We start from the raw sequence: 15,928 nt of genomic DNA on the forward strand, positions 1-15,928 counted from the left end.
GAAACGCCCGCCAGCGTAAACGCTACCGGAAAGCCTAACAAGAGCAGAACAAACAGCGTCAGGAACAGTAACAGCGCAATCATCGGTTGTCAGAAGATTTTTGAATGTCTAAAATAATTAACAAACTGTCCAGCATGAGCGCAATGCCTTGCAGTAGCAAAAGCGTAAAACCAATCATCATTGTGCTTTTTATCAGGTAGCGGTAGGGCAGCCCGCCTGCATCGGCAGAACCTTCATTGATGCGGTAAGACAATTCCACATAAGGAACAGATGCCTTGATAACCAGTATCGAAAAAGGCAGTAAAAAAAACAAGACGCCAAAAAAATTGACCCAAGCCTTTGCCTGAGGGCTAAATCGCGAATAGAACACATCTACCCGTACATGGCGATCGTGTTTGAGCGAATAGCCTGCCCCAAGCAAGAAAATGATTGAAAAAATATGCCATTCAGCTTCGTAAAAAGCCACGCTGCCGCTTTTGAAAACATAGCGAATAACTACGTCTATACAGAACACCAGCACCAGCAGCGTAGTCAGCCATGACACACCCCGTCCAATATATTCGTTTATCATATCCGCGCCGCGATTGTACGCACATAGCGCGTTAATCAGAAGTTTTTTCATTTTCACATCTCAACTAAAGGTGGCGTAAGATAATGAGATTTTGAGGCAGTCCAAACAGTACAGCAGCAAGAATAAGCATTATTGCTAAACGACATTCACGATTAGCATCATTGGGTATATAAATTAGCAGCGATGGTCCAAAATAACCATTTGTTGTAACAGATAAAATAGGTAAGTGCAATAGCAGCTATATAAATTAACAATAATTAGCGTTTTATTTTTCGTTTTGAATAGAAAATCGTTTATATATTTGTCTAATTACAAGCTAAATCAATCCATTTATGCAAAAACGGCTAATTAAACGATCTCTGTGGCTATTGATAGTACTTCTCTCAAACGGCTACATACAGAACGCGCAGGCACAGAGCGACTCTACCCGTTATGGGGACTTTCGGCGGGATATTTCTATTGATCTTTTTCCGCTTATTACGGGCATGGTGGGGCAGCATACCGATATGGCAGACTATAACATAATGTTTCGGTTACATCGAAGCAAGCAAAGAGCCAATAAAAGTACGGTACACTATGCTTACCGTTTTCGGGTAGGTTACAATTTGTCGCAAACCGAAGCTGACTCAGGGCAATTAGTCTTTCCAAGCAACCAACGAGAACTTATCATACAGGCAGGTTTTGAATGGCAAAAGCGGTTTGGAAATCTGCATGGCATCTTGGCAACAGAAGTTGGAATAGATGCTGAGAGATCTCAAGGTATCAGTGGAAATAATTTCTTTTCATTAAACTCCTTTCCTTTTCGTTTCATTGCAGGTGTGCGTTACTTTCCCACGCAGCGAATTGCAATATCCGGCGAAACACTACTCTGGATGCTCAAATACTTTCCATCCCCTAACAATAATTTAAGCGGGTTCCACATGTACGGTCGTCCGATTCATTCTGTTAATTTTCATTTCTTTTTTTAGGTTTAAAAATGAAAAATATTCAACAAATAATACTATCACTGCTGTTTTGTGTATTTACTATTCATGTACACGCCAATAACAACAGCGAATCACTGAAAACGACACGTACAGATTACGGCGGCTATAAGTGGGATATGGGTGTCATGATTAATAATTTTGGTCTAATAGACTTCCCAAGCAGGCAGCTTCTACCTACTTACCAGACGCTGATACGACTTAACAGGCAGAAATACAAAGATTTGAATACAGTCAGGCATTATGCCTTTCGGTTGAGATTTGAGTATTTTTCAGCTTTTTCAACAAGAAATATCCGATCAAATAACTATTATGTATATTCAGTGATGCCGGGTATTGAATGGCAGCAGCACTGGAAGCGTTTTCAATTGCACTATGGTGCAGAGGTAGGAGTATTCAGATTTAGATCAAGGTATTTTGATAATCCCGGTTTATTTCATTTAGGTGCGACGGCTTTTATTGGTTGTAAGTATTTCTTGTTGCCGCGCCTATCTATTTCAGGTGAAACAGCGCTGATGGACTACCGCTACCGCAATGATTTCCAAAACGGGCAGCGTGCGCATTTCCTTACCGTTCGTCCGGTACATTCTGTCGGCATTCATTTTCATTTTGATTAGTAAAGTACCCTTCTCTTTGTCTCTCGCCCACAAGCAACTAAAATATAGTTTGTGGGCGATATAATGAGTATCTTTAAATCATCTCACTCCACCCGAAAACCAATGACGAGAATATCGTCAATCTGTGGCTGGCTTCCCATCCACGTGTCCAGAATAGCTTCCAAATAAGATTTCTGCTCCTCAAAAGGTAATTGAGCAGTTTTTTGCAGAACTTCGCGGAGGCGCTTCACCATGAACTTGCGGTTATCAGCCCCCCCAAACTGATCCTGAAAACCATCGGAACAGAGATAAAAAGTAGTGGGCTTGTCAATATAAATGACATGTTCCTGAAAATGGATGTTATCAGATGCCGCGCCAATGGAAATTTTATTACCTTTGATGACTTGTAATTCATCATCCTGCACGTAGTACAATGGATTCATCGCGCCGCTGAAATACAGTTTGGCGGCGGGCAAATCAAGGTAGCAAATGCCAAGCTCCATACCGTCGCGGTTTTCGGTGTCGTCTTTTTGAAGTGCTGCCTGCACGCCTTTTTCCAACAGATTCAGTATTTGTCCGGGATGATATTCGCTGCGCAAATTGACAATCTGATTCAGTAAGTCGTTGCCAATCAGGCTCATAAATGCGCCGGGTACGCCGTGTCCAGTACAGTCTGCCGCCGCGATAATCATGCGTTCGCCTGCCTTGCCGTTTTCCGAAAGCCCTACATCCTGAAACCAATAGAAATCACCCGAAACAATATCGCGTGGACGATACAGGATAAAAACCTGCGGCAGCGACTTTTTAATACGCGTTTCCGAAGGCAAAATTGCCGACTGAATGCGCTTTGCATAGTTCAAGCTGGAGGTGATATTTCTGTTTTTTACTTCCAACTCGTTGAGTGTAGTTGAGAGACGTTCAGCTTGAATGCGTATTTCTTCGTGTTTTTGATTGATTTCTTCATTTTTCACAAGCAATAACTGGTTTGCCTGCTGACGTTCGCGCCAGTTGCGGAAAAAGACAAAAGTCAGGGCCATAAAAAGCAGTAAGATTGCAGAAATTCCCGTCAGTTGCCAGCGGCGAAACTCTGCCTCTTCTTCCTGCAACTGTTTTTCCTTGGTAAGCAGTGCTATTTTAGTTGCCTGCTGTTCTGTTTGATACAAGGCCTGCATACGGGCGATTTTTTCGGCACTTTCTGCATTAAACAGCGAGTCGCCAAATTGCTGAAACAGGCGGTGGTACTGATAGGCTTCTCTGAATTTATTTTGTCCCGCATAGCACTCCGCCAAACCCTGGTAGGCAAACCTGATTTGCTCTTTGAAATTCAGTGCCTGCGCCTTTTCCAGTCCGGTTTTGTAATAACTAATCGCTTCATCATATTGCCCCAGTTGTTGGTAGGCAGCGGCTGTATTGTTGTAATTTTCAGGCAGTTTGGAAACGCGCTCAATCGCCTGATTAATGTTCAGTGCTTTTTTGAAGAAGGTCAGCGCCTGTAAATAGTCCCCCTTGCGGAAATAAGCCTCGCCCAGGTCATTCATGCTGACGGCGACTTTGTTGCGCAGCCCGAGCGAATCATTGATAATTAAGCCCTTATTAATCAGTTCAATAGCGCGGTCATAATTTCCTTTTTCCACATATACCAAGCCCAGATTATTCATACAGGTAGCCACGCGTTCGCGGTTGCCGATGTCCTGATAAGTTGCCAGCGCATTAGAAAAATAGGTGTAGGCTTCGTCGTACCGCTTGAGTGGCAAAAGCGCCAGCCCCATCAGGTTATTCACGCGTGCAATACCTGATTTGTCTTGCAAACTTTCAAAAATCCGCAGCGCCTGCAGGTAAATATCAATGACTCCGCCGTAGTCGCCGATGTCTTTCAGATACATGCCCTTAATCCAGTAGGAAGTCGCTAAACCTCTGTCATAGCCAATGCGGCGCGCGTAGTTGCTGACCGAATCTGCTATAATAGCCACACTGTCAAGGGATTTACCATATAGATTAAAGGCAAGCGTATTGAGCAAGTCTATGCGCAGGATATCGGCAATGCCGGGCTGTCGCAACTGCCTGCGCACACTGTCTAAGGCATTGTCTTTCAGTGTAGTTTGTGCAAATGCTACCGAAAAAACGGTGCAGAAAAATAGGTTGAAAGCAATCTTTTTCACGACATCAAAAATAAGGAAATTTATCTGCTGCCGATGGCGATGCGTTTACTTTTACTAATTTTCGGCAACCTGTGGAATACAGATTTTGAAACAAATACCTTTAACCGGTATGAAAAACATGAAACACATCCAATTATTGATTGTTTTTTGCTGTTTTTGGGCAATGCCATTCATGGCGCAAGACAAAACTAAGCCCGCGCCTGCACCTGATATGCCGCTTTCGGTAACGCAGCACCAAATGACCATCAACGGGCAGGTTTTGCGCTACAAGGTTACAACGGGCTACCTCACCCTGCGCGAAGAAGACGGGAAAGCCCGTGCCAATATTTTCTTCATGGCATACACCAAAGAGGGGGTTACCGATACACGCACGCGTCCCGTAACTTTTACTTTCAACGGCGGCCCCGGCTCCTCGTCGGTATGGCTGCACATGGGCACTGCAGGCCCCAAACGCATCCTGATGAGCGACAAAGGCGAAGCGCTCGCACCGCCTTATCAAATTGTTGATAATCCTTACACGTGGTTAGATGATACCGACTTAGTGTTTATTGATCCCGTCATGACGGGCTACAGCCGCCCGGCAGAAGGCATAGATAGAAAGGAATTTTTAGGATATAACGAAGATATTGCAGCCGTTGGCGATTTTATTCGCCTGTGGACAACGCGTTTCCAACGCTGGCATTCGCCTAAATATCTGGCAGGTGAAAGCTACGGCACGACCCGCGCCGCAGGGCTGAGCGGCTATCTGCAAGACCGTTACGGCATGTATCTCAATGGCTTGATTTTGATTTCGGCAATTATGAATTTCCAGACCGCCCGTTTTGAAAAAGGTAACGACTTGCCCTATGCGCTGTTTTTGCCAACCTACGCAGCGATTGCATGGTATCACAAGCAGTTGGGCAGCGAATTTCCCGACCTGAAAACGCTATTGCCGCAGGTAGAAAATTTTGCCATGAACGAATACACGCTGGCGCTGATGAAAGGCGACCGATTGAGCGAGGCGGAACAAAAAGCAATTGCCGAAAAGTTAAGTAAATTTACGGGTTTAAGCGTAGATTATTTATTGCGTACCAATTTGCGCATTAATATTCAGCGTTTTTGCAAAGAATTACTGCGTCATGAGCGCAAAACAGTTGGCAGGTTAGACGGGCGCATCACCGGCTTTGACTATGATTACGCGGGCGAAACCAACGAATTTGACCCCAGCTACAACGCCGCCATCTACGGGCCTTACACGATGGCGATTAACGACTACGTGCGCCGCGACCTGAAATACGAGAATGATTTGCCTTATGAAATCCTCACCAACCGCGTGCAGCCATGGAACTACAACAACGTGCAGAATCAGTATCTCAACGTATCGGAAACGCTGCGGCAGGCTATCAGCAAGAACCCTTACCTTCGCGTACTGATTGCCAACGGCTACTACGACCTTGCTACGCCCTACTTCGCAACCGATTACACCATTCATCACATGTTTTTAGATCCTTCGCTGCGCAACAATATCCGCATGACCTACTACGAATCGGGGCATATGATGTATATTCATCAGCCTTCATTGGTGCAATTGGACAAGGATATTGCATTGTTTTTAAGCGGAAAGTAAGGCTGAAATCCCTCGCAGCGCTTGAAAACCCTGTGAGGGATTTGTTTAAATAAATTTGTCCATGTCTCAATTCAAGGTATATCGTTCGTCGGCAGGGTCAGGCAAGACCTACACCCTCACCAAAGAATTTCTTAAACTGGCTTTAGCTGCGCCTGCCGCTGGTGAATTTTTTAAAGGTGATTATTATCGGTATATTTTGGCGATAACATTTACTAAAGATGCCGCTAAGGAAATGAAAGAGCGAATTATTTCGGCTTTGCGGCAAATCAGCGAACTACCTGAAGGAGCAAGTTCGCCTTTTTTGGACGAACTCACTGCCGAAATTACCTTAGAATACCCCGCCCAAGACTGGACAAGCGAAAAAGTCCGCCACCGTGCAGCGGCTACTTTTACGCACATGCTGCACCACTATTCCGACCTTTCGGTAAGTACCATAGATTCGTTCAACAACCGCGTAGTGCAGTCTTTTACCAAAGACTTGGACTTGCCCTATAACTATGAGGTAGCATTAGAAGACGATGAGTTATTGGAAACGGCGGTCAATCGGCTGTTGGAGCGCGTAGGCGTTCGCGGCGACTCAATGCTCACGCGCCTAATGCAAGAGTTTACGCGGCAGGAAACCGAAGACGGCAGGCGTTGGCAAACCGACAAGGCATTAGTTAAGTTTGGCGAACATTTGTTCAAAGAAGAAAGTCGCCGATGGATAGAACAATTGTCGCTTATCCCCTTGGAGCAGTTTGTAGAAATGCGCAGCGAATTATATGTATTTGTAAAAAGTATTGAAAATCAGGTAGTTGAACAAGCACAACAAGCGCTTGAACTTATTGCTCGCCATCAAATAGCCCTCGAGGCGTTCATAGGCGGCAGCCGAGGAATCGGTTTTTATTTTCACAAATTAGCGCAAAGCGATTTTGACCTGTTTGTTGAGGGGGCAAGCGCCACCGTGCAAAACAATGTCCGCGACGGCAAGTGGTATCCCAAAACAGCAAAAGCCTATGATAAGCAAGCGATTGATACCATTGCAGCCAAATTAGAAAATATTTTTTACACAATAGATCATCTTCGCGAGCAGCAAGGAGCTACCTACATAGAGTGTAAATTAGCTTTACGCTGTCTTTACCAGTTGGCGGTTTTGGGCGAGTTGCGCCGCGAGGTGGATTTGCTCATGCTGGAGCGCAACAAGGTGCATATCAGCGAGTTTAACTACCGCATCAACCGCATCATTGAGTCCGAACCCGTGCCCTATCTCTACGAACGCATAGGCGAGCGCTACCATCACCTATTGATAGACGAGTTTCAGGATACTTCACAGATGCAGTGGCATAACCTCATACCACTGATTGCCAATGCCTTAGGTAGCAAATATACCAATATGCTTGTGGGCGATGCCAAGCAATCTATCTACCGTTGGCGAAGCGGCAACGCCGAGTTGATGGTACAACTGCCCGATGTGCCAACAGCGAGTCCTGATTCGCCTATTACAAACGAAATCGGCATTTTCAGGCGATATTATCAACCTTACCAGTTACAATACAATTTTCGCAGTGTCGCCTCTATTGTCAATTTCAACAACAATCTATTCGGATGGGTAGTAGAAAAATTTAGCGGAGAATATCCAAATTTGCGACGCTACTACGAGCAAAGCGCACAACAGCCGCGCAAAATGCAGACGGGACATGTAGAGTTGCAACTTTTAGGCGGTGAAGGGAGAATCAGCGCAAGCGAATATGCCGAGCAGACTTTTCAGAGTTGCCGCCAAATCATAGACCGAGCGATGGCAGACGGTTTTCGTCCGGGAGAAATTGCCATTATTTGTCGTACCAACCGGGCGGCTATCGCGCTGGCGAGCGGTTTGGTAGAGGCAGGCTACCGCGTCGTTTCCCCTGAATCGCTGCTCATTAGCAACTCAGCGCGGGTGCGCTTCATTGTTGGCTTTATGCAAATCATGGTGCAGCCGCTCAATCCGATTGTAAAGTCGGAAGCGCTTTATTTTCTTTACAAGCACTTGCAAATTGACGGCATCAACGGCGATTATTCGGGCCAAACCCACCGCGAAGTGGCCGAACAGGCTAAAAAACCGCGTGTGAGCGAGTTTTTACAGTTTATTCGCGAAAGATTTGGCAAGCGACTTATTTTCAGGGCTTTGCAATACCTTTCGCCCTATGAAATTGGCGAGGAACTCATTCGTATTTTTGAGTTGAACGACGATCCTGCCGAGCAAATTTTCCTGCAAAGGCTATTAGACGAGTTGCTGGCTTTCAGCCAAAACCACAACAATAATTTGGTTGATTTTATAGAATACTGGAATAAAAAAGCCGATAAAATTTCGGTTTCCATGCCACCTTCGGGCGATGAAGCCATCCGCCTAATGACCATCCACAGTGCTAAGGGGCTTCAATTCCCGATTGTGATTGTGCCTTATGCCGACTGGAAACTCACGCCAAGCGTTAAAGATTACATTTGGGTGAAATGGGCAAATAAACAACTCGCGCCCCAACTGCCTGCGATTTGGGTGCAGCTAAGCGGCAAGTTAGAAAATACGTCTTTTGCCGAGCGCTATTGGCAAGAAAAAAATGCTATTTTTGCCGATGCGCTCAATATATTATACGTATCTTTGACAAGAGCTGAAAATAGAGTTTATATTATTGGAAAAACACAAAAATCTACCGACAAACCCAACAATATCAGCGCATTGTTACTTACCTTTGCCGAGCAAATGCAAGCCCGAAAGCTAGCGGAGGCTACAGTTGTGCGCTACCTTTTTGCGGAAGAAGATGCGCCCGTACGGCGAAAAGTTGCCGCCCCCGACATGCAACCTTATCCGATGAAGACTTTTTTAAGCGCCGAAAGCCGCGACAAACTGCGTATGAGGCGCGGCGATAAGGGCCAAGGCGAGAATCGCATTGATCTTCCGGCCTTGTACGATGCGCGCAAGCAGGGTCTGCTGTTGCATTATGCTTTTGAAAAAGTACGCTATGCGGAGGATGTGCCAATGGCTGTTGCCGCGTTATTCCATGAAGGATTGATTGATTTACAAGAAAAGGCGACTTTGCAAGAAAAAATGATAAGGTTGCTAACTATTCCTGAAATTGCGCCGCTATTTGACAAAGTTGAAGGACGAATAGTCTTTAATGAAAAAGAACTAATCGCCAAAAAAGAGGGCAGCCGCGACAGCAAGACCTTGCGCCCCGACCGCTTGGTGATAGACCGCGACCAAATCACTATTCTTGACTATAAAACAGGCATTGAGTTGCAGCAAAAACACGCCGAGCAAATAAGAGGATATGCTCGTATGATTGAGCAGATGCCTGTGTATGCAGGCAGGAAAGTTAGCGCCTTGCTGCTTTACACCGAAGAGGGGCGGGTAGTTACAGCATTGTAGCAGTATTTTAAGTGTGTAGCTGTCTGTCAATCTTTATGACTATTTGACGAATTTTTATATAGATTTGCTCTATGCTTCAAAGCGTAATAGTTACCGGATCTTCGGGAAGAATTGGTGCAGAGATTGTCCGTCTATTCAAGCGAGAGGGTTATTTCACCATTGGTTTAGATCGTCAGCCGATGGCAAATGCAGATCTGTACTTACAGATAGATCTGAACCGCCTCTGCACGGATGTTGATTATCGCAGTGCATTATACGCACGGTTAGATGAAATTATTGACAAGCATCCCCTTAAGTGTCTGGTTAATAATGCGGCTGAGCAGTTGCTCAACAAGACCGACGATCTGACTCTTGAACAGTGGCAAACAACCTTAAATGTAAACCTGACAGCGCCTTTTTTGCTGACACAATATTGCTTACCGCATATGGAAAATACGAAAGGCTCGGTAATTAATGTGGCAAGTATTCATCGGCAACTTACGAAGCCCTTATTTGTGGCTTATGCGACCAGCAAATCTGCTTTGGTAGGGCTGACTAAAGCACTTGCGGTGGATCTGGCAGGGCGCATCCGAGTGAACTCAATTAGCCCTGCAGCAATAGAAACGCCTATGCTGCTGGCAAGTTTTTCCAATCCCGACGATTTCCGTAAACTCAATGCTATCCATCCTGTAGGGCGCATTGGACAGCCTGAAGAGGTAGCAGAAGTAGCTATTTTTCTGGCATCAGACAAAGCCGGATTTATTAATGGTGCAGATATACAAATTGACGGCGGCATCAGCGGGGTATTGAAAGATTTGTAAGTAGGTCGGCAAAATGTAACATACACTTTGGGATGTGTAAGTAATTGATAGTCAGCAAGTAACTAATGCGCAGCTCAAAGGGCGTGTTACACGGCAATTAATACTACCGATATGAAACCCCTCTGGAGTTATTACCCATCAGGCAATCCACAATGGTATTACTTATTAAAAGAGGCTGTCCAAGAAGCAACACGAACTTTAATCTGTGATTTGTTAATCACTTGATAATCAAATTAAAGTCTGTGCTACATTCAGCCTTTTTGGACAGCCCCTTAGTGCTTAAGGTGCAATGGTTACACCTCGCAAAATTCTTGGAAAGCCTCGATCAGATGCTCGGCAATCATTTGTGCAGAGCGTCCTTCGATGTGGTGGCGCTCAATGAAGTGCATCAAGTCGCCATCCTTAAAGATTGCGATAGAGGGCGAAGACGGAGGGTAGGGCAGCATGTATTCACGCGCCTTGGCTACGGCCTCTTTATCTACACCTGCAAAAACGGTAACCATATGATCCGGTTTAATGGGCGATTGCTGTATGGCCAGTTTTACGCCCGGGCGCGCAGCACCTGCTGCACAACCGCATACAGAGTTGACAACCAGTATCGTAACGCCTTCGCGCTTGATTGCAGCGTCCACCTTTTCGGGTGTGTCTAAATCTTCGAAGCCGATCGCTGTTAGGTCTTGCTTCATTGGGTCGGTAAGCTCTTTTGGGTACATGGCTTTAAAGCTGATTTTGATAGATAAAAAAACAGAAAAATTATAGAAATTATAGAAAGCCCAACTCTAACTTAGCTACTTCCGACATCATTTCCTGCGTGTAAGGCGGGTTAAATGTCAGTTCTACTGTAACCTCGTTAACGCCAGGGATAGCGCTCACTTTTTCCTTCACCTCCACCGGGATTTGCTCTGCCGAAGGACAGGCAGGTGAGGTAAGTGTCATTAAAATGAAAACATTATTGACCGGATAGACTGTAACTTCATAAATCAGCCCTAATTCATAAATGTTTACCGGAATTTCCGGGTCATAGACCGTTTTGATTGCCTCCAGCACCTTGTCGCGAAGGTTATCTATCGGTGTTACGTTGGTAGGTTCTACCGAGGCAGGCACATTATTTTCAGGTTCTTGTTGTTTGTCAAGTGGTTCCATCATAGCCGATTCAGTTAGGTGTATCTGTAGAAGTGTAGGCAAGTGCATATAGTTTAAGTTGCTTCACCATTGCCGCCAGTCCATTGGAGCGATTCATAGAAAGCATTTGCTTCATCCCGATCCGATCAATGAAATACAGATCTGCGGCAGCAATTTCCCGGGCAGGCTGTCCTGAGAGTACGCGTACCAACAGGCTGACAATACCTTTAACAAGCGTAGAGTCGCTATCGCCATAGAAGACGAGTTTATTATCTTGTATTTCAGGCTTTATCCATACCTTAGACTGGCATCCTTTGATAAGGAAATCTTCAGTTTTAAAGGACTCAGGATAGGGAGGCAACTTTTTACCAAGCTCAATAATATAGTTGTAACGGTCATCTTTGTTGTCAAGTAATGCAAACTCGTCTATAATTTCGTCCTGAATTTCCTGAATGGTCATAGTTTTTCAACAGCTATCGCAGGGTTTCAACAGCCCGGCGCAATTCTTTGGCAAAAGTATCTATTTCAGCTTCGGTATTGTAAACAGCAAAAGAGGCGCGAACAGTTCCCGAGATACCCAAACGCTCCATCAAGGGCATGGCGCAGTGGCTGCCGGTACGTACAGCAATTCCTTTGGCATCTAACATCATCCCCAGATCCATCGGGTGTACGCCTTCGACTAAGAACGAGAGTACGCTTGCTTTTTCTTTAGCTGTACCGATCAGTCGCAGACCGGGAATAGTGGAAACAGCAGCGACAGCATAATTGAGCAATTCGTTTTCGTGTTTTGCAATTGCCTCTTGGCCAATGCCTTGCATATAAGCGATGGCATACTTTGTCGCTACTGCATCGCCTATGTTTGGGGTGCCTGCTTCAAATTTGTAAGGAATCTCATTATAGGTAGTTCCCTTAAAACTGACTTCTCGGATCATTTCGCCGCCGCCCATGTAAGGAGGCATCGCTTCCAGTAACTCGCGTTTGCCGTACAAGATACCCATACCCGTTGGGCCATACATTTTGTGCGCAGAAAAAGCGTAAAAATCAACGTCAAGTGCTTGAACGTCAATTTGATAGTGTGGAGCTGCCTGTGCGCCGTCAATTAGCACCTTCGCGCCTTGTGTGTGTGCCAGCCTGACGATTTCTGCTACCGGATTGACTGTACCAAGTGCATTGGAAACGTGCATCACAGCAACTAATTTAGTGCGCGGTGAAAGCAGCTTTTTGTATTCGTCCATCAGTAGCTCACCCGCGTCATTAATGGGAATGACTTTGAGGATTGCTTTTTTTTCTGCACAAAGCATTTGCCAAGGCACGATGTTAGAATGATGTTCTAATGTACTGACAATAATTTCATCGCCTTCGCCAATAAATGTCCGTCCATAGCTGGCAGCTACCAGATTAATAGATTCAGTTGTACCTCTAGTAAAGATAATTTGCTCTTTTGACGGAGCATTGATCATTTTTGCAACACTTTCGCGCGTATCTTCGAAGGCTTCAGTAGCTTTTTCAGCCAAAAAGTGAATGCCTCTGTGTACGTTGGCATTGATTGCTGCGTAATAATGCGTCAATGCTTCAATTACCTGACGCGGTTTTTGAGATGTAGCTGCATTATCGAAGTATATGAGTGGCCTTCCATTGACTTCTTGTTGAAGAATGGGAAAATCTTGTCGAATGGATGTGGTGTCAAGCATAGTTTTTCCTTGCGGAGCAGAATGGATAGGTTGCAAAATTAACGCTTATTTAAATCAGTTCTAAACATAAACACGTTAGTTTGGTAATTTGTTCGCAGTGGTTTTGAGACACTGCCCGAATTCTCTGTATTTTGCGAGATGATTTTACACACCAACGATCCTATCGGGCGAATTTTACATACCGAGCGCGGCGAAATGCTTTATTTCAGCGGCACTTCTTACCTGGCACTACCTTCGCATGAGGGCTTTAGGCAACTGCTTGTAGAGGGGATGCGGCGACATGGCAATAATTTTGGAGGCTCGCGAACTGCCAACCTGCGGCTTTCGGTCTATGAGGCAGCTGAGCAGTTTTGGCAGCAGCATACAGGTGCAGAACGGGCGATTCTGCTGTCATCGGGTTTTTTGGCCGGGCAACTGACCGCGTGGTGGTTGCGGCAGCAGGTGCTTAAACACCCTGAAACTGTGGTTGCATATGCACCCGGCACGCACCAAGCGCTCTGGTCGGGCTTTGAAACCCACGAAGATGCTTCCTTCCAATGCTGGTTGGAGGATGCGATTACTGCCGTCAGGCTGCATCCTGCACGTCCTTACTTGCTGGTTTGCAATGCTTTAGATTCGGTAAAAGCCGAATTATACGACTTTTCGCCTCTGGCTGCCTTGCCCGCCGAAGCACAGGTTACGCTTGTCGTGGACGACTCGCACGGTATCGGCATTACAGGGGAAGGCGGCAGAGGAATTTTCCCGACCTTACAGCAGTTTCCACAAATACAGCTGCTTGTAATTGCCTCATTAGCAAAGGCTTGCGGGCTTGCTGCAGGACTGATCCTGACTAATGCACATCATGGACGATTGCTGTCGCACAATGCGTTTTTTGCAGGAGCCTCACCTTGCGCGCCTGCCTATGCGTATGCAATGCTCCATGCACAGCCAATCTGGGAGGCACAGCGCAAACAATTAGCCGAAAATGTGCGATTAGCCGCCGAACAACTCACGCCTTTAGGGATTTTCAGATATGCCGCTCACTATCCTGTTTTCTACACCGAAACCTCGGGTTTGTATGAGTTTTTGCTTGATAGGGGAGTGCTGATTTCAGCCTTTCCTTATCCGAAAATTGATGGGCCGGTAGTTACCCGCGTCGTTGTCAATGCAGCGCATACGGCGGATGATATTCATTTGCTGGGGCAGCTAATCAAGGATTTTTTAAGGCAATGAACCGGAATGACACAAATGCTTGTATTGCCGCTGATTTGTTGCCGTTGGTTAAAAAATATGTCTGATGCTACTTAAAAATTTACTTTTGAATGTGGAAAAAACGCGAACACTTTTTAGGATACTACCTTCATTTCAGTATCAGATAGCTATGCAATTGTAGTGAGTGAAGCCTTCTCGCTGCTCAATCCGATCCTGATGAGCGATTACTGCCCGGCAATTGAGTGGTAAAACTCACCTGCAAAGGCATAAAATTGGACTTGAGAGGAATTGCAAAAGGTCGTGCCGATACCGCCGCTCTACATGCACTTGCTTATGCGCTTTTCGTTATTGACTAAACGCACCTGCCAACGGAAATATGCCTTTTCTCGATTATTTCACGGGCTGGCAGCAAGGTAAATGATGGACTATACTAGTGTGTTTCGTAAACTAATTCAGGCTCAGTTACTTCCACATAACCATTCGCATTGATATGCGTCATTTGCACAGTTTTCAATTCGCCGATCAGCAGCGGGTCATATTTGGCCGCTACGCGTATATAGTTTTCTGTAAAACCATGCATCATGCCTTCTTCTACATCGTTTTCAAACAATACAACTGCCTGTTTACCAATATTTTGGTTATAGAAATGACGGCGTTTCTTGTCTGATAGGATATGCAGCATCCGCGAGCGTTCGGCGCGCACTTTCTCCGGTACGCGTCCTTGCATGGTAGCTGCCGGTGTATTTACGCGCTCCGAATAGGTGAACACATGCAGGTAAGAAATATCCAGTTCGTTGAGGAATTGGTAGGTGTCAAGAAAATCCTCATTTGTTTCATTGGGGAAGCCTACAATCACATCCACACCAATACAACAGTTGGGCATTAGTGCCTTAATTTTTGCCACGCGATCGGCATACAGTTCGCGGCGATAGCGACGGCGCATCAACCCCAGTATCTTATTGCTGCCCGATTGCAGCGGAATATGAAAATGAGGCACAAATTTTTTAGACTGTGCTACAAATGCGATGATTTCGTCGGTGAGCAGATTGGGTTCAATAGACGAAATGCGGAAGCGATCAATACCTTCTATTGTGTCTAATTGTTGAATCAGATCAATGAAGCGATGCTGCCGCTTGCCGTTGATCAGTCCGTAGTCGCCTGTATTAACGCCTGTCAGTACAATTTCGCGTACCTCTCCTAAAGCAGCTATTTCGCGCGCTTTTGTTAAGATATTTTCGGGCGTATCGCTGCGGCTTGCTCCGCGTGCCAGCGGAATGGTGCAAAAAGAGCAACTGTAATCGCAGCCGTCCTGTATTTTGAGGAAAGTGCGGGTTCGGTCGCCATATGAGTAGGCAGCGTTAAAATGCTCATTAGCGCGATTGACTTCTCCTGCAAAAACCTGCGGCGTTTCCGGACGCACAAAACCATCGAGCAGGTCTATGAGGCGGAACTTTTCGGCAGCGCCAAGTACCGCATCTACGCCGGGTATTTCAGCAATTTCCTGTGGCTTCAACTGCGCATAGCAACCGATAATAGCTATGTAGCCTTCAGGAGATATTTTACGGGCTTCCTTAACTATTTTCCGACATTTTTTATCGGCATTTTCAGTTACAGAGCAAGTGTTGATAATAAATATATCAGGCGAATCGGTAAAATCTACTTTGGTATAGCCGCGTTGTTCGAATAACCGCGCGATTGTAGATGTCTCCGAGTAGTTCAACTTGCACCCCAGCGTGTAAAAAGCCACTTTTTTCATGTTGCAAATTTCGGTAATAATTTGTAGTTTTGCACGAATGAGTAAAGATAATAACGGTTTTCCTCGGGGTA

At 45.5% G+C, this 15,928-nt stretch carries 13 protein-coding genes; 6 read left to right on the top strand and 7 right to left on the bottom strand.

Features of this window, described 5'->3' with window-relative positions; genetic code table 11:
• Positions 1 to 79: 79 nt before the first annotated feature.
• On the bottom strand, positions 80 to 622 hold the full coding sequence (locus ACWIP2_RS00915; protein ID WP_448518007.1) for a TRAP transporter small permease subunit: 543 nt from the start codon (positions 620 to 622) through the stop codon (positions 80 to 82).
• Between the two features lie 281 nt (positions 623 to 903).
• On the opposite strand from ACWIP2_RS00915, the gene ACWIP2_RS00920 reads away from it, so the two are divergent.
• Positions 904 to 1,539 carry a hypothetical protein gene (locus tag ACWIP2_RS00920; RefSeq protein ID WP_448518008.1) on the top strand — a complete coding sequence of 212 codons (636 nt, stop codon included), beginning with the start codon at positions 904 to 906 and terminating at the stop codon, positions 1,537 to 1,539.
• An 8-nt stretch (positions 1,540 to 1,547) separates the two neighbouring features.
• Positions 1,548 to 2,171 (top strand): hypothetical protein, encoded by a 624-nt coding sequence (locus ACWIP2_RS00925; RefSeq protein WP_448518009.1) that lies wholly within the window; start codon positions 1,548 to 1,550, stop codon positions 2,169 to 2,171.
• A gap of 83 nt (positions 2,172 to 2,254) precedes the next feature.
• Here the strand turns inward: ACWIP2_RS00925 and ACWIP2_RS00930 are convergent, their stop codons facing one another.
• Positions 2,255 to 4,309: a tetratricopeptide repeat protein gene (locus ACWIP2_RS00930; RefSeq protein WP_448518010.1), complete on the bottom strand. Its 2,055-nt coding sequence runs from the start codon at positions 4,307 to 4,309 to the stop codon at positions 2,255 to 2,257.
• Between the two features lie 109 nt (positions 4,310 to 4,418).
• Here ACWIP2_RS00930 and ACWIP2_RS00935 point away from each other — a divergent pair, with 109 nt between their 5' ends.
• The 3 genes from ACWIP2_RS00935 to ACWIP2_RS00945 all read left to right on the top strand — a co-directional run bounded on the left by ACWIP2_RS00935 (position 4,419) and on the right by ACWIP2_RS00945 (position 10,097).
• Positions 4,419 to 5,915 (top strand): S10 family peptidase, encoded by a 1,497-nt coding sequence (locus ACWIP2_RS00935; protein WP_448518011.1) that lies wholly within the window; start codon positions 4,419 to 4,421, stop codon positions 5,913 to 5,915.
• 61 nt (positions 5,916 to 5,976) lie between these two features.
• Positions 5,977 to 9,297 (top strand): UvrD-helicase domain-containing protein, encoded by a 3,321-nt coding sequence (locus ACWIP2_RS00940; RefSeq protein WP_448518012.1) that lies wholly within the window; start codon positions 5,977 to 5,979, stop codon positions 9,295 to 9,297.
• A 71-nt stretch (positions 9,298 to 9,368) separates the two neighbouring features.
• On the top strand, positions 9,369 to 10,097 hold the full coding sequence (locus tag ACWIP2_RS00945; protein ID WP_448518013.1) for an SDR family NAD(P)-dependent oxidoreductase: 729 nt from the start codon (positions 9,369 to 9,371) through the stop codon (positions 10,095 to 10,097).
• A gap of 293 nt (positions 10,098 to 10,390) precedes the next feature.
• On the opposite strand, the gene ACWIP2_RS00950 is transcribed toward ACWIP2_RS00945, so the two are convergent.
• From ACWIP2_RS00950 to ACWIP2_RS00965, 4 genes are read right to left on the bottom strand one after another with little or no spacing between them, the layout of a single operon-like run.
• Entirely contained in the window at positions 10,391 to 10,810 is a 420-nt protein-coding gene (locus ACWIP2_RS00950) for a BrxA/BrxB family bacilliredoxin (RefSeq protein WP_448518014.1), read from the bottom strand.
• 49 nt (positions 10,811 to 10,859) lie between these two features.
• Positions 10,860 to 11,243, bottom strand: coding sequence for a DUF59 domain-containing protein (locus ACWIP2_RS00955; protein ID WP_448518015.1), 384 nt, complete (start codon positions 11,241 to 11,243; stop codon positions 10,860 to 10,862).
• Between the two features lie 7 nt (positions 11,244 to 11,250).
• A complete protein-coding gene (locus ACWIP2_RS00960) occupies positions 11,251 to 11,679 on the bottom strand; it encodes a SufE family protein (protein WP_448518016.1) in 429 nt (142 codons plus the stop codon).
• Between the two features lie 13 nt (positions 11,680 to 11,692).
• Entirely contained in the window at positions 11,693 to 12,910 is a 1,218-nt protein-coding gene (locus ACWIP2_RS00965) for a SufS family cysteine desulfurase (RefSeq protein WP_448518017.1), read from the bottom strand.
• Positions 12,911 to 13,048: 138 nt separating this feature from the next.
• Here ACWIP2_RS00965 and ACWIP2_RS00970 point away from each other — a divergent pair, with 138 nt between their 5' ends.
• Positions 13,049 to 14,122, top strand: a complete 1,074-nt coding sequence (locus ACWIP2_RS00970) for an aminotransferase class I/II-fold pyridoxal phosphate-dependent enzyme (RefSeq protein ID WP_448518018.1) — start codon at positions 13,049 to 13,051, stop codon at positions 14,120 to 14,122.
• A 409-nt stretch (positions 14,123 to 14,531) separates the two neighbouring features.
• Here ACWIP2_RS00970 and mtaB read toward each other — a convergent pair whose 3' ends face one another.
• Complete coding sequence (mtaB, locus tag ACWIP2_RS00975; protein ID WP_448518019.1) at positions 14,532 to 15,857, bottom strand: tRNA (N(6)-L-threonylcarbamoyladenosine(37)-C(2))-methylthiotransferase MtaB; 1,326 nt, start codon at positions 15,855 to 15,857, stop codon at positions 14,532 to 14,534.
• Between the last annotated feature and the right edge of the window lie 71 nt (positions 15,858 to 15,928).

It is taken from the genome of Rhodoflexus sp., assembly GCF_053489755.1.